This is a genomic window from Paenibacillus sp. FSL R7-0652 (genome assembly GCF_038595045.1).
GTDB lineage: Bacteria > Bacillota > Bacilli > Paenibacillales > Paenibacillaceae > Paenibacillus.
In genome coordinates, this window is record NZ_CP152001.1 from 6,524,758 (window position 1) to 6,545,015 (window position 20,258).

Annotated in this window: 11 protein-coding genes; 3 read left to right on the plus strand and 8 right to left on the minus strand. The window is 47.5% G+C overall.

The annotated features are described in order from the left end of the window. Positions 1–61: 61 nt before the first annotated feature. Both MKY97_RS28405 and MKY97_RS28410 read right to left on the minus strand, forming a co-directional pair. Positions 62–5,890 carry an S-layer homology domain-containing protein gene (locus tag MKY97_RS28405; RefSeq protein WP_342553478.1) on the minus strand — a complete coding sequence of 1,943 codons (5,829 nt, stop codon included), beginning with the start codon at positions 5,888–5,890 and terminating at the stop codon, positions 62–64. A 194-nt stretch (positions 5,891–6,084) separates the two neighbouring features. Next, positions 6,085–7,230 carry a response regulator gene (locus MKY97_RS28410; RefSeq protein ID WP_342553479.1) on the minus strand — a complete coding sequence of 382 codons (1,146 nt, stop codon included), beginning with the start codon at positions 7,228–7,230 and terminating at the stop codon, positions 6,085–6,087. Between the two features lie 195 nt (positions 7,231–7,425). On the opposite strand from MKY97_RS28410, the gene MKY97_RS28415 reads away from it, so the two are divergent. Continuing rightward, positions 7,426–10,497, plus strand: a complete 3,072-nt coding sequence (locus tag MKY97_RS28415) for an ATP-binding protein (protein WP_342553480.1) — start codon at positions 7,426–7,428, stop codon at positions 10,495–10,497. A 121-nt stretch (positions 10,498–10,618) separates the two neighbouring features. On the opposite strand, the gene MKY97_RS28420 is transcribed toward MKY97_RS28415, so the two are convergent. From MKY97_RS28420 to nikA, 6 genes are all read right to left on the minus strand, one after another. Next, a complete protein-coding gene (locus MKY97_RS28420; protein ID WP_342553481.1) occupies positions 10,619–12,124 on the minus strand; it encodes a malate:quinone oxidoreductase in 1,506 nt (501 codons plus the stop codon). 404 nt (positions 12,125–12,528) lie between these two features. After that, positions 12,529–13,311: a dipeptide/oligopeptide/nickel ABC transporter ATP-binding protein gene (locus tag MKY97_RS28425; protein ID WP_342553482.1), complete on the minus strand. Its 783-nt coding sequence runs from the start codon at positions 13,309–13,311 to the stop codon at positions 12,529–12,531. Next, the gene (locus MKY97_RS28430) at positions 13,308–14,108 is read right to left on the minus strand and encodes an ABC transporter ATP-binding protein (protein WP_342553483.1); all 801 of its coding nucleotides are present in this window, start codon (positions 14,106–14,108) and stop codon (positions 13,308–13,310) included. The genes MKY97_RS28425 and MKY97_RS28430 overlap by 4 nt, the downstream gene beginning before the upstream one ends. After that, a complete protein-coding gene (gene nikC / locus MKY97_RS28435) occupies positions 14,105–14,959 on the minus strand; it encodes a nickel transporter permease (protein WP_342553484.1) in 855 nt (284 codons plus the stop codon). Before nikC ends, MKY97_RS28430 begins: the two co-directional genes overlap by 4 nt. Continuing rightward, positions 14,956–15,903, minus strand: a complete 948-nt coding sequence (gene nikB / locus MKY97_RS28440) for a nickel ABC transporter permease (RefSeq protein WP_342553485.1) — start codon at positions 15,901–15,903, stop codon at positions 14,956–14,958. Before nikB ends, nikC begins: the two co-directional genes overlap by 4 nt. After that, entirely contained in the window at positions 15,903–17,474 is a 1,572-nt protein-coding gene (nikA, locus tag MKY97_RS28445) for a nickel ABC transporter substrate-binding protein (RefSeq protein WP_342553486.1), read from the minus strand. The genes nikB and nikA overlap by 1 nt, the downstream gene beginning before the upstream one ends. Before the next feature lie 353 nt (positions 17,475–17,827). Between nikA and MKY97_RS28450 the strand changes: the two genes are divergently transcribed. Both MKY97_RS28450 and MKY97_RS28455 read left to right on the plus strand, forming a co-directional pair. Beyond that, the gene (locus MKY97_RS28450; protein ID WP_342553487.1) at positions 17,828–18,328 is read left to right on the plus strand and encodes a hypothetical protein; all 501 of its coding nucleotides are present in this window, start codon (positions 17,828–17,830) and stop codon (positions 18,326–18,328) included. Positions 18,329–19,092: 764 nt separating this feature from the next. Continuing rightward, entirely contained in the window at positions 19,093–20,250 is a 1,158-nt protein-coding gene (locus MKY97_RS28455) for a WXG100 family type VII secretion target (protein WP_342553488.1), read from the plus strand. The last annotated feature ends 8 nt before the right edge of the window (positions 20,251–20,258 follow it).

The window sequence follows — 20,258 nt, forward strand, 5'->3', positions numbered from 1 at the left end:
AGAAAAAGCCTTTGCTGACCCCAAATATCAGCAAAGGCTTTTCTATTATAACTCTCTTCTATTACTTATCAATCAAATCGGTTACTTTCAGCATTCTTGCGAGCAGTGCCGCAACCTCAGCACGAGTCATCGATGCTTGAGGACGAAACGTTTCTTTCCCGCTTCCTTGAATGATTCCTGCTTGAATCAGTTGTGCTATATCTGCTTGAGCCCAAGCAGATACTGCGGTTGAATCATTGTATCGAGCAAGCTCGGTATTGATCTGCTCTCCACTCACGACAGCTTCTGGATTAACCAAACGATATGCACGAGCAATCATCGCAAATCCTTGTTCCCGGGTCATCTGCTGACTGCCGTAGAAATTGCCGTCATTATACCCTTTAACGATACCCCATTCATTAGCCAAAGCTACACTGGATCGGAACCAGGTCGTCTCATGGATATCAGGGAATTTGTTGTGTGGAGCATCCTGACGCATCAGGCCCAGACTAAGAACCACAAGCTCTGCGAATTCGGAACGGGTAACCTGACGATTAGGTGCGAAGGTATTATCTCCATTTCCTTTCAGGTCCAATCGAGCCGCAATGTTGTTTACATCTTCTTTTCCCCAATGTGTGCGTACATCATCAAAATCCTGCGGGTTCCAGATTACAGAATAGGAGCCGCTGCTGCGTAAGTCATTGATGAGTGCATAGTAACGACTGTCAATCTTCGTTACAACAGTAGGTACGTGATAGATACTTCCATCCGGGTTGATAATCACGCCGGTAGTAATCCGGTTCGGATCGATTCCTTCCGGAAGCGCAATATATTTCGGTGCATAGCCATTCAGCTGGCCTGTTCTAACCGTTTGGCCATCTTTCGTGAAAGTCAGATCCAGATCTACCGGATTAACCAGAAGCTCATATCCGTCGGCTGCAGCTTTGTTCTTCGCACTGCTGATTAAAGCGTCCGACGAACGTGTGATATCGACAAGCACGGCTATATCGTTCATTGCAGCGCTGCCCAGCTGGCTGGATACAGCTTTCATGTCCATTTTGCTTCCAGGCACCGGATAAATCGCCAGCGGATTACTGATGTTTAGTTTCGAGCCTTGATTCGTTAATTGATTCAGTACTTCCAGCGTTAGACCGCCTACGTTCACATCACCTTCATTCGGTGAATGAATGGCGAACTGCTGCCCTGTACCCTGTGACATTGCAGCAAGCAGTTTGGCAGGATCAACTTCGACTACCGTTTGCTTCGAATCCGATGACTTGGAAACTGCAAATGGCTGATGACTGCCATCCCGCGTTGTTTCTAGATTGTCTTTTGGAGCCGCCGGGGTTGGTGTTGGCGCAGGGGTAGATGCCGGTGGTGTCGACACTGGTGTACTTCCGCTGTTACCTCCGCTATTTCCTCCACCATTATTTCCGCTGCCGCCTCCATTATTGCTGTCTGAAGCAGGCATTCTGGTTGCGTTAATTGTATACTTCATGACATGTCCAAGAGGATCTGTCACTTTTACAACAATGGTATTACTGCCAACTTGAAGCGGGAGATTACCGCTGACAACCCCGCTTGAAACCTCACTCCATTCCCCATTTCCAACCGAGATCTCAATCTTCGCATGGGGATCTAGTGCTGTTGGCGTCAACTGCAGTTGATATACACTGTTTGGCACAGTGATGCTGTACGAATCTTTGGCAGGATCAAAGGCCGGCGATAGACTGCCTGTAGATGGAACCAGCGTCTGCAGTACAGCCGTATTCTCTTCACCATTCACCAGAGTGAGGCCCGTACGTGCAGTTGTCAGGTCCTCTAATGCTTTGTCTACCTGTGTTTGTGAAGCTGCTGGATCATCCAGAACCCGCTGTGCCTCGTTCATCGCTTCTTCAAGGGCTGACCAGCTGGCTAGTGTGTATTCTTCTTCTTCCAGGTTCTCTTCCTGGATGTCATTAAACTTATTTTGCAAACCTGTTTTGTCTACTGCAGGATCAGGAGTAAGCTTAGTTAATGCATTTCTTGCAGTTGTCAGGTCCTCTAATGCTTTGTCTACCTGTGTTTGTGAAGCTGCCGGATCATCCAGAACCCGCTGTGCCTCGTTCATCGCTTCTTCAAGGGCTGACCAGCTGGCTGGTGTGTACTCTTCTTCTTCCAGGTTCTCTCCCCGGATGTCATTAAACTTATTTTGCAAACCTGTTTTGTCTACTCCAGGATCAGGAGTAAGCTTAGTTAGTGCATTTCTTGCAGTTGTCAGGTCCTCTAATGCTTTGTCTACCTGTGCTTGTGATGCTGCTGGATCATCCAGCACTCGCTGTGCCTCGTTCATCGCTTCTTCAAGGGCTGTCCAGCTGGCTGGTGTGTACTCTTCTTCTTCCAGATTCTCTTCCCGGATGCCATCATACTTATTTTGCAAACCTGTTTTATCTACTCCAGGATCAGGAGTAAGCTTAGTTAATGCATTTCTTGCATTCGTCAGGTCCTCTAATGCTTTATCTACCTGTGCTTGTGATGCTGCTGGATCATCCAGCACTCGCTGTGCCTCGTTCATCGCTTCATCAAGGGCTGTCCAGCTGGCTGGTGTGTACTCTTCTTTATCCAGTTCTCCGGTCTGGATTTTACCGTTAATTTCATCGGTTTTAGCTTTCAAATTCGTTTTGTCAACAACGACATATGGTTTAGGCGCCGATGGTTCCGAATCTGCATAAGCTGGATTGTTTGTTTTTGCCGTTACGGTCACGGTGTAGCTGCCGGACGCCAGTGATGGTTCCAGCAGAGAAAGGTTCAGTGATGTGCCTTCGACGGGTACTGTCCGCTTCGTGCCGTTTTCCAGGTTGATCGTTACTTCATACTGATCCGCGTGCTCTACCGCTCCCCAAGTCAACTCGTCTCCGGTCAGTGTGACTTCCGGTGTTGTCAGCGGATTGGCTGTAATGGCAAAGGTAAAGTACGAATCAGAATTGAAATGTGAAGTATTAAGCGTAACCTTCCCGTTTTCAATAGGATAGAACGAATCCTGAGTATCAAATTGATCATCATTGCTGATAACCAAATATCGAGGCTGCTGGGTGCTGCCTTCGATGGCATCGAGTTGAATCGTAATCTGTGCTTCATCCCAATTCGATTTTTGTACTTTGTAGAGCCGCTCCATTCGAAGCAGTTTCTCTGCTCCTTTCGTCAGGGAGGTTTTGAATTCGGCAGCTGCTCCGTTATCACCAAATATAAAGAAAGAAGAATCATTCACTACATCGTTTTGGTTAGCAGAGTTCGTATTCTCAATGCGGTCACCCAAAGCCATTGTCACAATGGAGCCCTGCTCCTGTGCTTTGGCTTGTTTCTGCAGCAGTCCGCCTTGATCGTCTCTACCGATACTTGTAATGCGGCGGGTATAGGCTGTATTCGATTGTGAATCCCAGATTGTATTCAGATTTGAATCATAATAGGAATTCGGTACGGTCTGATCCAGCGTGTAACCGTATTTAATGGCCAAATAGGTGCTGATTTTTTGACGTTCTTCATCTGTCAGCGCACGATCATAGATGATAATTTCTTCGATAGTCCCCTTCCAATAGCCATCCTTTTTCGTTTCCGGGATAAGCTTGCCGACTATGGCTCCATCGGCATTACCCGTATCCCATAACTTGGCATTGTCTTTTCCCCAATCATTCAGCTGCTGTACCTGCTTCATTTTACTGTACATTCTGGCTTGGTTAGGCGCTGTGATTCCACCTGTCCAAGTGACAAATTGCTCGTTCGGGAACGTGGTTCCCAGGAACTCTAGAGGAGTATACAACGTTTGATTCCTATCGCTGTTAAAGGTTGTCAAGCCACCTCTTGTTTCATTATGAAGCATCCCTATACCCGAGTAAGCACTAGAATCACTCTTCCCCCAGGAAATGATGTAATCAATGCCTTCCACTCGATTCGTTTTGCTCACGGTAACGATCGATCTTGGGTTCTTTCCTTGCGGAAGCTTGCTTACATCCAGATTCATATAACTGTTAGACCCGTCAAATGCCAATACCGGATTAAAATTGATGTTATGATTCAAGTCATCCCAATAAACCGGTTGATTAGCCGCTGTCTCTTGTGATGCATGATTGCCTTTACTGCTGCGATCTTTCCAGATATTCACCTTTTCCCCGCTGGCAATTCCCATATGCTCATCCGGCAGCAGCCAGAGTACAGGATTATCCACTCCCCCAGGACCAGCTGAGTCTGTACCATTCACTGCAGTCAGACCTGTGCGAGCATTCGTCAGATCCTGAAGAGCGTTGTCCACCTGCGCTTGAGCTGCAGTCGGATTATCCAGAACTTCTGCCGCTTTGTTCATCGCATTTTGGAATATAGTCCAGCTCTCTGATGTATAGTTCACTTCAGCTAAATTTTCACTGTTGATTGCGTCAACTTTATTTCGAAGTGCCGATTTGTCTACCACCGTTATATCTCTGGATAACGTTTCAGACGAAACGCCATTACTTGCTGCCGATACTTTCAGGGTGTACTCCCCGCCCTGCAGCTTTGTAGTTGGTGTGAAGCTCCAAGTCCCATCTTCCCGGACTTCAGCTTCCGCGATCAGCGGTTCGTTCAGACCTGATTTGCTGATCAAGGTAACGGTAACCTTTGAACCTGGAGTAACCGTCCCGCTTACGTCAGGTTGTACATCAACAATACTGCCATCCCCAGGCTGAGTAAGCTTCAGCTCGATCGGTTTTTGATAAGACAAAACCACTTTTTTGCTATCCCCGTTATACCGAATGACAGCTGCCGTATTAATATCCGATACGAAATACGCTGCGTCCGCCTCCGTCGCTTCATATCTGCTGCTTCCGGCATTAGGCCCGATTGCAATATCAACAATTGGATTATCTACTTCATCAGGCATAATATTGGCGTAAACACCAATCTTCGCCCCCTGCTGCAGAGCCTCTACCAGTGTCAGATAAGCATCACCTGTAGCTTGCGCATTTTTCAGGTATACATTTCGCTGTTTCCCGTCTGAATTCAGGTTATCATATACAAAAGCCGTTCCCCCAAAGTCAAATCGGGCATCTCTAGCACTGCCGCGCATATAAACGGCTACATTTCCTATTGTAGCGTTCTCGTCTAATTCCGTTCCTGACAGCTTGTTTTTTGTTATTTGTCCGCCCGTCATCTTAAACGTCGGGCTCTTATACAACCCTACGCCGACGATAACTCCGTTACTGCCCGTCATAACTTCGTTATCGGTAATAACTCCACCCTCGATTTCCAGACTTGCCCCACTACCAGCCCCTAATACATTGGACGGGTTATCTCGCAGGTATCCAGAAATCTTGTTGTGATGAATCAAGGTTCCTTCCTGTATAACCACTTTTGCGCCGCCACCGCTAAGTGAGATGACACTTGCAGGCTGACCGCCTGACTTCACCAGATGGTTTTTAATTTCTGCATCTTTAAAAATGGCAGTCCCACCATAAACATATACACCATGCCTCGCAGCATTCAGGTTCACTTGATTCCCATCAATAATCAGCTTATCAAAGGTAACGGTATTCGTTTGATTACCGCCACTAACCTCAATCAGATTTTTATCAATGTTACTGCTGCTGCGAATGATTGAATATACATGTCCTTCATCAGATTGGATGTGAATGTTCTTCCCTTGAGCGTTAATTGCCAAGGTTCCATCTAAAGTGATGTCACTCCGAAGAACAATCGTCCCTGCAGCACTTATGTTTGTTAGTGCTTTTTCTATCGTCCCAAACGGTGCTTCTGCTTTACCCGTACCTTCACTATCACTTCCCTGTGAGGATACATAGATATTTTCATCCGCCGCACTTGCTCCCGGAGCAAAATAGGATGAGAAGGTTGATAGCAGAACCGCAAAAGCCAGAAACGATATTCTCAATGCTTTAAATACCTTCAACTTGACTTAGCCTCCTGTCATCTTTCGTATGATTTGGTCTTGGTATTACATATCTTGTATATTCTAAACCAAGCCGCTTACCAAATTCTGACCAAGCCCAACTTATGTGAAGACAACAAAAAACAGCCTCTTCAAAGAGGCTGTAAGACTAAGAACATCCAAAACAATTTTATACTCTAGTATCTATCCGTTGTTCAACTATTTTTATTTTTCCATTCATCGTACCAAAACTGAACGTCGAAGCCAGGATCTATGCCTGCCTCCTGCTGTAATGCCGCTGCCAGCTGATTATATTGAGCCACTACCGGGTCTTTATTACCTAATTCAGCATACAGTTTCATCAAAGAAAGGCTGATTTCCTCCATCGTCGGGTCAAACTGATGCATTCGATGATATAACACAATTGCTTCATTATGCTGGTCCGCATCCATATAATATTGTGCAAGCTTCATGGCATGATTTTGCCAAAGCGCATGCAGACGCTGACGTTCCAGCTCTGCCCAGGCATAATCATCCTCACCATAATATTTGCCTTCATACAGGTCTGAGACATATCGATGTTCAGCAAGTGTTGACGGTGATAATACAGACAACCGATTAAGACGTCTCTCCCATTCTTCTGCATCAATCCGGAACTCGCCTGTGTCCAAAATATAACCGAAATGCTGATACCGAACAGACATCCGGTCTTCACCCATGAATTCGTTCATCATACCGCGTATGCGATGAATACCGCTGTGCAGATTAGATATGCCTTTCCTCTCCTCCAATTCCGGCCATAACAGTTCAAGCAGGGTATCCCGCTTGATCGGTTTATTTCGATGATGAAGAAGATAGGCAAACAGTTCCCTGATTTTGGTCGTTCTGAATTTCAAATGTTTGGGCGGCTCACTGGGATGCAGCTGCACCTGCAGCATTCCCAGACAGCGGATGAACATCAACGGCTCTTCCGGTTCTTCAGTCACATTCATAGGTGTCGGCACAGCTCTGCGCTGATACATCTTCATCGTTTTGTCCAAACGGTTCCGCGTTACAGGTTTCATAATATAGTCCAGGACTTCAAGCCCATAGGCTGTCAGTGCATGTTCGTTATAAGCTGTCGTGAAAATAACTTCCGTTTTGGGGGAAACTTCATGAATTCGTTCAGTCGCCTCAATTCCGTTCATTCCCGGCATATGAATATCCATGAAAACAAGGTCAGGCAGATGATGCTTGATCTGCTCTATGGCTTCTTCTGCCTTCAGAAAAGAACCGATAACCTTGCAATCTTCTCTCTCTAACAACAATTTATTTAATCTGCTCAGAGCGAGATTTTCATCATCTACCAAAATCACTCTCATATGCACAGCTCCTCTGACTTGCTTATCATCCTTTAATCTATAATTTTACCATAAATTTTAGATTGATAGCGCTATCACTTTAGATAAACTGTCTAACTTCTATAATCAAAAAAATACCCGTGATTGCCGCCGGGTATGCAGGAGTTCAGTGCAGCGTGTCGAAAACTAGAATCTGCCATGAAACCATTAACTAATATGAAAATACCTAAATATGTAGTGCTGTCACTTCTATTTTTAACTATTTTGCTGGGATTTCGCTGGATATGGTCTGCCGCTTTTGCTATACCCGATCATCCTGAGCCTGTTCGAGGCGTGTTGGACCTTCGCGGCTGGGACCTTGCCAAGGCTTCACCGATCTCCCTGGATGGAGAATGGGGATTCACTCCTCATGCATTGATCTCTTCCAAAGAGGACACCCGTTCAGATACGCCTTCCACATGGATTAAAGTACCGGGTGACTGGCGTAATGCGCTACCACAAGCCGCGTCTTCATTCGGCTATGGAACCTACCATCTTCGTATACTGCTTGATCCGTCGGTGAAGGAAGCTGCCCTCTGGGCCCAGAAAATGCAGACTTCCTCCATCATTGACATTAACGGAACGGTTGTGGCCAAGTTCGGAGAGCCCGCCAGCCAAGCAGCAGACTATCAACCAGAAAGGACTGCATTTGTAACTTCTTATGCACCAGGTGAGTCGAGTGAACTGATTCTACATGTGCAGATAGCTAACTTCGATGACCCATTCAGCGGAGGAATCACACGTTCTCTGTACATTGGTTCTGCTGAAGCTATAGGAAAGGAGCGGGGGATATCCATTGATTTGCAGAAAATAACGTTTGCCATACTGCTGCTGCACAGCCTGTATGCTTTTGTTATGTTTCTGTTCATCCGAAAGCAGCGAGCGCTGCTCACCTTCTCTTTTTTGACCCTGGCAACAGCCCTCACGGTTGTATCTGACCACGATGGTCTGTTATTAAACTGGCTGCCGCTTAACTTCACCTGGATCGTCAAAGCTAAGGCAATCTCATATGCATCATTTGCACTCTTTCTTCTGATGCTGGCCAGAAGCTTTGCGAATCCCATTCAGGGACGCAGACTCTTTGTTATTTACGCAAGCATAATCACAGGATACCTTGGATTTTTGCTCATTGCACCCGTAACACTTGTGTATTATGCGCTTCACACCCAGATTCCTGATTTCCTCTACTTTTTCGCTATCGGCTGGTCTGTACTTCTATTCTTCAAAATGGCCGCAGCTAAGCAAAGTGACGCAAGCTTTTTGCTCTTCGCCGCAATGAGCAGCTTATCCAGTGTGCTCTGGGGATTCGTGAATTCACACAGCGAAATCACCAATGTATACTATCCGATTGATGTGATCGCAGCCATATTTGGCTTCGCTGCCTACTGGTTCAGGAAGTATTTTCGCAACTCCAACGAGATTGAAATGCTGTATGAGCAGCTTAAAGAGGAGGATCAGCAGAAGGACCAATTCCTTGTAAACACTGCTCATGAACTGCGAACTCCACTGCATGGAATGATCAACATTGCCGAAAGCATTGCGGTGCGCGAACAGCGTAAGTCCGGGGGACAGCATGGCGAAGACATGAAGCTGCTGATGACCATCGGAAGGCGCATGTCGCAGTTGATTGATGATCTCCTGGACGTCATCCGTCTGAAGGAAAAACGCATTACTCTTCAGAAAAAGCCGTTATCTCTTGCATCGGTTGTATCCGGTGTGATCGGCATGTTCCGATTTATGGCAGAGGGAAAGAAAGTTCAGATGAATATAGATATCCCGGAAGGACTGCCGCTTGTTCAAGCTGATGAGAGACGGCTTGTTCAGATTCTGTACAACCTGCTGCATAACGCACTCAAATTCACGGATGAGGGTACTATTACGGTATCTGCTCGAGCCTGCGAAAACAGCGTGATCATGCAGGTTTCGGATACAGGCACAGGCATCAGCGAAGAATTACAAGCCCGTATATTTGATGCTTACGAACAGGGCACAGATCAGGCGCGTTTGAGTGGAGGCATTGGGCTGGGACTAAGTATCAGCAAGCAGCTCACCGAGCTTCATGGCGGTGAACTCACCGTGCAATCGGAGCCTGGACAAGGATCTACTTTCCAGATCTCACTTCCACGGGAAGATACAGCAGCCTTATCCGACCAAACGCTGCCGCGATGGGATATTCATCATTTTGAAGAGACTGCCGCAAGTGTAAGCGAAGAGCAGCAGCCCATTCTTCATGAGAAGACGACTGCCCGTATTCTGGCTGTCGATGATGATCCCGTGAACTTACGCGTGCTGATCTCCATGCTGTCCAATGAACCTTATGATATTCAACCCGCAGCTTCAGCCTTAGAAGCACTTGAATGGTTAAATACGCAGTCATGGGATCTATTAATTGCTGATGTGATGATGCCTCATATGTCCGGCTATGAACTGACAGAAACGGTTCGTAAACGCTACTCGGTGTCCGAGCTTCCCATTCTGCTGTTAACGGCCAGGAACGAACCTGCTGATATTTATGCCGGATTCATGGCCGGTGCTACAGATTATGTGACAAAGCCTGTAGATGCTGTGGAGCTGAGACACCGCATTGGTTCACTGATTGTGCTGAAGCAGTCGATCGATGAGAGGCTGCGCATGGAAGCGGCTTATTTGCAGGCCCAGATCCAGCCTCACTTCCTGTTTAATACGCTTAATTCCATTATGATGCTGAGTGAGATTGATACGGACCGGATGCAGCGGTTAGGAGATGCGTTTATCGAGTATTTGCAAACCAGCTTTCATTTTGTGAATTCGGAGAAAATGGTGGAAATTAGTCATGAGATCGACCTCTCCAAAGCCTATCTCTACATCGAGAAGGAACGATTTGAAGAGCGATTAAACGTAGTCTGGGACATTCCGCATGAGATCGATATTATGCTGCCTCCGCTCACAATCCAGCCGCTGATTGAAAATGCCGTTCGTCATGGTGTTCTCAGCCAAGTGGAGGGCGGGACGGTATGGATTCGCATTCTCGCCCAAACCGGCGGCACGCTGATCGAGATTGAAGATAACGGCTCAGGGATGCACCCGGAGCAGATTGAACGAGCTTTAGCATGGCCCAAGCCATATCCGTTAGAGCCTGGAGGCATCGGTTTAACTAACACACATCGGCGCCTGAATCAGCTCTATGGGCAGGGTTTAACAATTGTAAGTTCTCCTGGTCAAGGAACGAAGGTTTCCTTTTTTATTCCGGATTATCCAGATTTGAATTAATTGAGTATCGATGGAAGTACAACCAACCTGAAAAAGCTGAGCCAGGGGTTAATCCCAGCTCAGCTTTCTCCTTTGCGCCTGCATATATGAATAATTGATGCTTGCTTATATGATTCATGAGTTACACATGCAGTGCCTGCTTCTCATCTGATAATCCCAGCGATTTCGCCGTAGACAGGTTCACCTCTCGAAGCAGATCCAGATTGTCTGCAAGTGATATGCCGTAGGACGGGATCATCTCTTTGATCTTCGGCTCCCATTCCTTCATATGCTGCGGGAAGCAGCGCTCCAGAATCTCCAGCATAACTTGAACTGCTGTCGAAGCACCCGGCGATGCGCCTAACAGTGCGGCAATCGAGCCATCCGCCGCAGTCACGACTTCCGTTCCGAACTGCAGCGTACCTTTGCCGCCCTGAACCGTGTCTTTGATCACCTGTACCCGCTGACCTGCCAGTACCATATCCCAATCTTCGCTTTTCGCGCTTGGCACGAAATCGCGCAGTTCCTTCATACGCTGTTCCTTCGTCAACATGAGCTGCTGAATAAGATACTTGGTCAGTGAAATTTCCTTCACACCTGCCGCAAGCATCGTTAAGAGGTTGTGCAGCTTCACCGATGCAATAAGGTCAGCGTTTGACCCGGTCTTGAGGAATTTCGGCGAGAAGCCAGCGAATGGTCCAAACAGCAGTGACTTCTTGTTATCGATATAACGTGTATCCAGATGCGGTACCGACATCGGCGGAGCACCTACCGAAGCTTTACCATATACCTTGGCGTGATGCTGTTCCACGACTTCTGGATTTTGGCACACCATGAAGATGCCGCTTACCGGAAAGCCTCCGATATGTTTGCCTTCCGGAATGCCGGACTTCTGGAGCAGGTGCAGGCTTCCGCCGCCCGCACCGATGAAGACAAACTTCGCCCGATGGCGTTCAACAGCTCCACTCGTCAGATTTTTCACGGTCAATTCCCATGACTTATCACTCTTACGTTTGATGTTCTTCACGCTATGTTTATAGTGGACTTCCACCTTTTGTTCCTGCAGATGTTTCAATAGCATACGCGTTAAAGCACCAAAGTTAACGTCCGTACCGGAGTCAATCTTGGTCGCCGCAACCGGCTCGCTGCTTGTACGGTCTTTCATCATCAGCGGCATCCACTTCGCCAGCTCTTCGCGGTTGTCCGAGAAATCCATGCCTGCGAACAGCGGATGGTTCGACAATGTGTCATACCGTCTTTTCAGAAACTGCACATTGCTCTCGCCATGTACGTAACTGAGGTGAGGAATCGGCATAATGAAGTCCCTCGGATTACGGATCAGACGACTATTCACCAGATAGGACCAAAATTGCTTGGAAACCTGGAACTGCTCGTTCACCTTAATGGCTTTGCTAATATCTACGGTTTTGTCTGGTCGTTCAACAGTATAGTTAAGTTCGCACAGCGCAGCATGCCCGGTTCCGGCATTGTTCCACTCGTTCGAGCTTTCTTCTCCTGCGGTGGCAAGCTTCTCAAAAACCTTAATATTCCAGTCTGGTGCCAATTCTTTCAGCAAAGTTCCCAAAGTTGCACTCATAATTCCGGCACCGATCAAGATTACATCTGTACTCGTTTGTCCCTGGCTCATGTTTACCGTCCTTATATCCTATATTTGCCAAAAGGATGTAAGCGTTATCGATTTGGCATTGGCTGCAAGCCCACTCTTCGAGGGTTCACGCCTTGTCTGAATGAATATAACCTTGAACTAGTGTATCAATAATATAGAGCAATTTAAATATGCAATTTCAAGATATTTGCTATTTCCTCAGTATACGCTAGTTTGCCGCGGTTCGTTAGCCCGGTTATAGGCCTGAAAGATTTATTTGTTCAAAGCAAAGAAGGAACTCTGCATTCGCCTGGTAAAAGGCCCTGTTTTAAAGACTATGTATCGCTGTGAAAAAGGGTGCATAAAGAGCCGCATGCATGATAACCCTCGCATAACGGCTCTTATTGTAGAAAGAAGTAGTTCATATGCTCATACGCGCCGTGCCCTCAGAATATTGAAATCAGTTCCTTCGTATACGGGTGGCGTTCCTCGGCGAACAACGCATCCGCACCAAACCGATCCACAATCTGTCCGGTTTGCATAACGATGATGTGTTGGCTCATCCGGTGCACCGCCGCCAAATTATGCGAGATAAACAGGTAGGACAGGCCAAGCGACGTGCGCAGATCGGTGAGCAATTGCAGAATCGCTCCCTGTGAGATGACGTCCAGACTGGCCGTTGGTTCATCCAGAACAACGACATCGGGCTCAATGCCGATGGCTCGGGCAATGGTCACGCGCTGCCGCTGCCCGCCGCTCAGCTCATGGGGGTAGCGGTTCGCCAGCTCATTCGGAAGTTCTACCGCCTCCAGCAGCTGACGGATGTAGGCTTCCTTTGATGTATAGGTAAAGTGCTCTAGCTTGGCATCCCGCCCTAGCTGCTCATAGGGGTCGATTAAGGAAGCTCCAATGGTGAGCTTTGGATTCAGTGCAGCCGAAGGATTCTGGAAAACAATCTGAATTTTGCTCCGATGCGGACGCAAACGACGTCCATCCAGCCGCGCGATGTCATGCCCGCCAAGCTGGATCGAGCCTTGATCCGCATCCTCGATGCGAAGCAGACACCGGGCCAGTGTGCTTTTGCCACAGCCGCTCTCTCCGACAAGACCCAGGCACTCGCCGCGATTAAGGGTGAACGAGATATCGTTGATGGCGGGATGTTCCGCACCAGCATAGGTGCGGGTGAGCTGTTCCACACGTAACACGACTTGGCTGGCTTGGCTTCTCACTCTGCACCCCCCTCCTTCAATCCAGACTTTAACTTGCTTTTCAATACAGGCGCCGCTTCAATCAATTGGCGTGTATATTCATGCTGGGGATGATCCAAAATGCGATGCTTGCCGCCAGATTCGACGATCTGCCCTTCTTTCATGACAGACAAGCGGTTCGCATATCGGCGCACATGCCGCCAATCATGCGTAATGAACAGGATTGCACAGCCCGTCTCGGCTTGCTTGCGTGCGAGCAGTTCCAGTACGCGATGCGCGGACATGCTATCCAGCGCGGTCGTTGCTTCATCGGCAATGAGCAGGCGCGGCGAGAGCATGAGCGACGCTGCAATGGATGCACGCTGCAGCTGACCCCCGCTCAGCTGAAACGGATAGCGGCGAAGAAGCTCGGGGTGAAGTCCAACAGACTCCAGCGCTTCTGCGGCACGCTTTTTACGGATCGCGGCAGACTTCTCTCCATGCACCTTCTGATATTCGTCAAAGTGTCCGCCAATGCTGCGAAAAGGTGTAAATGCTCCCTGATAGTCCTGAAAAATATACGAGATATTGCGTCCGCGCAGTGTTCGCATCTCCTTCGGTTTCCGTTCGAGCAGGCTGCTGCCTTCAAACAGGACACGTCCAGATGCGCGCAGGTTGGGCGGCAGCAGCTGTCCAATGGCCTGTGAGAGCAGGCTTTTACCACTGCCGCTCTGTCCCACGAGCGCCATGAATTCCCCTTCGCGGACAGCAAGGGATACCTGATCCACAATCGTCCGCTCCCGGCTGAAGATGCTCAGCTCCTGGATGGAGAGAATCATGACTGCACCTCCTTTTTCACATCAAACCGGTCTCTCAGGTAGTCGCCCAGCATATTCGCCAGCAGCACAACGGAGACAATAGCGAGTCCCGGAAAGACCATCAGCTCAGGTCTGGATTGGAAATAGGGACGCGAGTCGTTCAGCATCGCTCCCCATTCGGGTGTTGGTGGCTGTGCGCCGAGTCCGATGTAGGATAAGGATGAGATCAGCAGGATGATTTTGCCGAGATCCAGACTCGCCAGCACCAGCACATGACCTGCAATATGCGGCAGCAGATGTTTGGTCATGATTCGTGCATCGGACAGACCGTTCGTCCGGGCCACACGGATGTAATCCTTTTGCGACTCGGATAGGACGGTGCTTCGAACGAGACGTGCGTAACTCACCCATTTCACAATGACAATCGCCAGTACCAGATTGCCGATGCCTGCACCAAGTAGACCGCTCAGTACAATCGCCACGATGGTATCCGGGAAAGCCAGAAACGCATCTGCAATACGCATGAACAGCTTGTCGATCCAGCCGCGTTTGTACCCTGCTATTAGACCAAACGGAATACCTATAAGCAGTGCTGAGCCGAGTGCCAGCAGGCTGTAACCGAGTGTCTGGCCGCCCCCCAGAAGCAGACGTGTCAGCACATCACGGCCCAGATGGTCAGTGCCGAGCGGGTGAAGCACACTCATGCCCTGCAGTCTGCCGCGCAGGTCGGTGAGGGTGTGATCATGTTTAAGGTATAAAAAGGCATAGAGGGAGACCGCGATAACGAGCAGTGCAAACAGCATGCCGATGATGGCCTGCCAGCTGTGCTTTTTTGTTTTGGTTGACGGCATGCGCAGGGGCATTGTTTTCATCGGTGGGCCTCCCTTTCCTTCAATTTCATCTCTGGATTTAAATAACGGTACGACAGATCGACGGCGGTATTCACGAGGAACACGATGATGGCCATGATCAGGATGTATCCTTGAATCAACGGATAATCGCGCTGGCGGATGGCATCAACTACCAGCTTGCCGATCCCCGGATAAGCAAACAGCACTTCAATCACCACCACGCCGCCAATCAGACTCCCCAAACTGACCCCAAATACGGTGATCACCGGAGGCAGACTGTGTCTGAATGCATGCAGGAAGAAGATACGCCCCTCCGAGATCCCTCTAGCCCGGGCAGAACGTACAAATTCCTGACTCAGAGAGTCCAGAAGGCTGGAGCGTAAAAGACGTACATAAACACTGGAGATGGCAAGTCCCAGCGTCAGTGATGGCAGCATAAGCGAGGTGAATCCGTCCCGTCCCATCGTTGGCAGACTTCCGAATCGCACGCCGAACAAGTCAATCAGGATGAGTCCCAACCAGAAGCTGGGCACTGCGGCACCCAGAATCGATATGATGCGGCTGCCCTGATCGATCCAGCTGCCCCGATAGAGTGCGGACAGGGAGCCCAGCGGGATGGCCACGATTAACATGATCAGCAGTGAACCGATTGTCAGCTCGGCTGTTGCCGGAAGTGCGCGCATCAGTGTCTGCATCACCGGCTGACCTGTTGAATAGGATACACCAAAGTCCATCCGTACAAAATCAAGCAGCCAGCGACCAAACTGTACCGGAAGCGAGTCATTAAAGCCCATCTCCTCCCGCAGCGCTTCGACTTGCTCCTTGCTGACCGATAATTCCTCAACATTCAGGATGGTCAGCACTGGATCGCCGGGAGCAAGCCGGATGAACAGAAAGCTCACAAACATAATGAAGAGCAGAAATACAAATACCTCCAGAAACTTGCGAATCAAAATGCGAAACATTACATCACATCCAGCTTGTTTGTGATCATGTAATATTCACTGCGCGTGGTAACCCAGTTCTTCACCTTCTTGCCGTTGTAGGCCACAATCGTTGCTGGATGCAGTACAAAGGAGTTCAGCACGTTATCATGTACATAATTCGCTGCTTTCTCTGCCAGCTCCGCGCGTTTCTGCGGTTCAACGGTAAGGTTCAGTTCGTCGATGATCTTGGTCAGTGCCGGGTCTTCCGATCCGCTAAAGTTCAGCGCACCCTTCGGATGGTATGTCGCATTCAGATAATAACCCGCATCCCCTCGTGGAGCGGTTAGATTACTGTATGTTGCGATGTCCCAGTCCCGGTTGGAGGCCATGTATTCTTCCGGTGCATCAATCTGACGAATCTGCACATCGATCCCGATCTTTTTCGCATCGGACTGGAACACTTGTGCAATGAGCGGCAGATCGGCGCGTGACGAATAGGTGAGCAGCGTCAGCTTCAAGGGTTTGCCGTCTCTGGTCATCACACCGTTTTGCTGGGTGTAACCAGCTTCGCCAAGATATTTTACAGCCACATCCGGGCCGCTCTCCGCTGCTGCATGTGTGTATTTAGGCGCAAAGGGCAGCGATGGCAGGAACGGGCCAATGGCAGGCTCGCCGTAGCCAAGCAGGATCGTATCGACAATGCCCTTGCGGTCAATTAGCGCATCCAGCGCTCGGCGGACATTCACATCCTTGATGCTCTCCCGCTGCATATTCATCGTTAACTGGTGCACGCGGAACGTGGAGGTGGATTCGACTTTCAACCCATCAATGGCTTTGAGGGAATCCAGACTTTCCACTTCCGGGCGGTAGACAATGTCTACTTGACCGGACTTCAGTGCAAGTGAACGTGCGTTGGCATCTTCATTGAACGAAAATGTCACGGAGTTCAGCGGCGAAGCCCCGTCCCAGTATGTATCGTAGCGGCTCAGCTCCAGCTTGCTGCCTGCCGTGAATGAAGTAAGCTTGAACGGGCCTGTACCGACAGGTTTGTTCACAATATCCGGCTCACTAACGTCAATAATCGCCGTGTTCGGATTAACCAGTTCGGATGCAAACTCAGGGAACGGCTCGGTCGTGGTGATCTCCAGTTTGTTCCCTTCGGCTTTGATCGTATCCACCTTCAATGTGTTTTGGATGGCCACGTTCTCCTTCAGCGCCCGCTCCAGAGATGCTTTAACCGCTTCCCCTGTCATCGGTTTACCATTCTGGAAAGTCACATTGTCGCGCAGATGAATCGTCCAGTGCCGACCATCTTTACTCTCCCAGCTCTCGGCAAGCCACGGCGCAACGGTCAGATTGTCCTCATCCAGACGCAGCAGCGTTTCCGTGATGCCCGCACGCAGCGGCACATAACTTGAATCCACATGCGGATCAAGGGAGCTGGTGGAGAAGTTATATAAGAAGTGAACGTTCTTATTCGCTTGGGTAATGGTATTGCCTTGCGCCGCCGGACTAGATGTGGATGCTCCACAAGCGGTGAGCAGCACTGCAGCACTCAGGGCCAAGGAGATTAGCACCAGCAAAGGCTTCTTTTTCGTAAACAAGGTCATGCCCCTCTCTCATTCTAATTCATATGGTTGTTAATCGTAATCATTATCATCTAAACAATGAGTATTATCTTATCGTAATGATTACGTTTTGACAAGATATTTTTGGTGGGTTGGACGCAAAAAAATCCGACTCTCCAATGAGAGCGGATTGGGTATGTTTTTTGTTTCATATGGAGCGCTGCAAACCTGTTTCGTAGTCTTCAAGTAGATGTGAACAGTAACCTTCGGCATTTTGCAACGCTATAGGATCAATCTGTTCAAAATATCTACGAAGTTCGCTGGCATAATAGTATTCGGACATTGAAACATAAAGATCTTAAATACCGTTTATATAGGAAAGGAGGGGATCAATTATGAGTTTTAAAAAGTATCTTGTGGGAGTTCTCGCCCTGTTTCTCCTCGCAGGCTGTTCCTTACCAAACCCGAATCCAGATTCCGCGTCCATTGTGGAAGACGGCTCCTCTACTATGAACACCAGGCCGGATCCATTTAAAGTCATGCTTTTGCTACCACAAACCGCAAAGGTCAATGAACCATTTTCAATTCAAGCAAGTTTGAAAAATGAAAGCATGACCTCAATCCCCATTTCCAGTAGGGTGCAGTTATTTACTTATGTAATCGAGGATGAGAACAGGAGGCAGATCAATTCAATGGCTGTTAACGATGGAGGACTTAATCGTATTTTGAAGGAAAGAACAAATATCACGGAAGATTACACGTATAAGATTAAGAAATCAGGCACTTATTATATTTCGGCAGTCGCTGAATTCACCATAACGGATGATCAAGACGGAGATACCAATAAAAAGATGAAGATAATAGAAACTAAAAAACTGCAGGTAAAGGATAGTTAATATCAATGAGTAGTGACCTATCCATGCTCTCAGCTCCTCATGACTTATATCCGTTGGAGTCTGTTTAGACATATACTCCACATTTGCAAAGGGAAGACATATCCCCCTGCTATAATCTCACCCTGCCGCATGCTAATAGTTCCGCCTCGTTCATCATATAAGTAAGAATAAAGCAAGATATATTATGATTATTTCTATGATGTTCCTGAGAATTGAAAATAGGGGGTGGATGACAATGATTAAAAAATGGAATAAGGTTGACAAAATTATTGTTTTTAGTGGATTGTTCCTAGCAGTTATTTTGATATCCGCTGGTACTCTTTTATATTTAGGAATTACAAATAACTTTATTAGGTTAAATTGACGAAGCTCAGCCATTTTATAAAAGCTTTTGATTCTCCCTTATTCGCACCAAATCCAACAACTTTGCTTCAACTCTTATAAACTCAGAAATGAAAATGATAATACTATGTTAGCAGAAGTCATCACACTAAACTATCCGGCTAACCTCCTGACTTGTACCCTTCATCAAAATCATTCAAAATCTCCTTCGGTGTTGCGGTCCTATTTTTAGAGCAACAGATCTAAGTCACTTGCTTTTTTTCAGAGTACACAACACTTTTATCTGAAAAAAAGTCCATTTGATCCACTCATAAAACACAAAATTAGGAATAAGATTCAAAAAAATGGCACCAAAGACTCTCAAACACATCATCTAACATGGAGTAAAATATATTTTATGATAAAAATTAAGGATTGAAATAATGGCGAAGATACAAATTCCTGTGGATCAAATGACACATACAATTGGTCTATTTAAGTTAGGACATGGGCATTTGCAACAAATTTTAGCTAGGCTGCACAGTCAACTCACTCCTCTCCTAGACAGTTTTGAGGGCGAGACTGCCGAGCGCTTTGCCCATTTGTCTCGTTATGCAGAGAAAAACCTAAATACCACTCTTGATCTGCTTCATACAATATCTCTTCGTTTGGAAGAGATCCGGGATCGTTTTTTAGATAGTGATTCCACTATGGTTAATATCTCCGCGTTACTACAGTATCAGGCTAATACGGGTGCAGCTCGTGCTAATGATCTTGTTTGTGGTCCTAACGAGTCCCCTTCTAAACGGAGCGTTGAAGAACACATGGAAGCTTTTTTTAAGCAAGCCGGAGAGAACGTCATATCCATTGGTGATTCTGCCCTGCAGCTAGGTAAAGACTTTATTGAACATCCATTAGATACTGCGGGTAACTTCTTGTATGATAATACCATCGGTACAATTACGGACATCGGAAACGGTATTGCATTTACTTGGAACTACGCCTGGGATAACGGAGATACCCGAAATCAGGCAGAGAAGTATATTACAGCCGAATTCGATAAAATGAAGCAAGAAGGCGGAGCAGAGTACGCTGCAAATATCACAACTTCCATGCTTCTTGGCCTTTTTGGCAGGAAGGTCGGGATTAAGTCAATTGATGGTAAACAGCACCATTCACCTCATACCGATTCTGGAGGAAGCAAGAATAGGAATGAGGATACTGAAGAAAAATCAGACCTTAAGGAAGATTCTCCCCCTGAATTTGGGAACCCTTACGTGAATAAAGCAATGCTGGATAAATCTAAGATGTACAGAGCAAACCTATCCTATGATTGTTCAGAAATAGCGGAGGATTTAGCAACAGCGGCTAAAGGGAAAGGTCAAATAATCACTCTCAAATCTTCGGATAAAGGAACCATTGAGATTGAACAATATGGAACGAAGCAAGACTTCTATTATCACACAGTATATTCAGACGGCAAATATGTTTATGACCCCAGATATAGAGATAAGCCTGTACTTAAAGAAAGTTATTTGAAATCCATTCAACAACATAATAACGGGAAAATACAACTATCAATTAAACCATTAGAAAATTAGAGGTGACG

Coding starts and splice junctions, on each gene's coding strand:
- MKY97_RS28410 (WP_342553479.1), bottom strand. CDS start 7,230: ATGAGAGTGATTTTGGTAGATGATGAAAATCTCGCTCTGAGCAGATTA.
- MKY97_RS28415 (WP_342553480.1), top strand. CDS start 7,426: ATGAAAATACCTAAATATGTAGTGCTGTCACTTCTATTTTTAACTATT.
- MKY97_RS28420 (WP_342553481.1), bottom strand. CDS start 12,124: ATGAGCCAGGGACAAACGAGTACAGATGTAATCTTGATCGGTGCCGGA.
- MKY97_RS28430 (WP_342553483.1), bottom strand. CDS start 14,108: ATGATTCTCTCCATCCAGGAGCTGAGCATCTTCAGCCGGGAGCGGACG.
- nikC (WP_342553484.1), bottom strand. CDS start 14,959: ATGAAAACAATGCCCCTGCGCATGCCGTCAACCAAAACAAAAAAGCAC.
- nikB (WP_342553485.1), bottom strand. CDS start 15,903: ATGTTTCGCATTTTGATTCGCAAGTTTCTGGAGGTATTTGTATTTCTG.
- nikA (WP_342553486.1), bottom strand. CDS start 17,474: ATGACCTTGTTTACGAAAAAGAAGCCTTTGCTGGTGCTAATCTCCTTG.
- MKY97_RS28450 (WP_342553487.1), top strand. CDS start 17,828: ATGAGTTTTAAAAAGTATCTTGTGGGAGTTCTCGCCCTGTTTCTCCTC.
- MKY97_RS28455 (WP_342553488.1), top strand. CDS start 19,093: ATGGCGAAGATACAAATTCCTGTGGATCAAATGACACATACAATTGGT.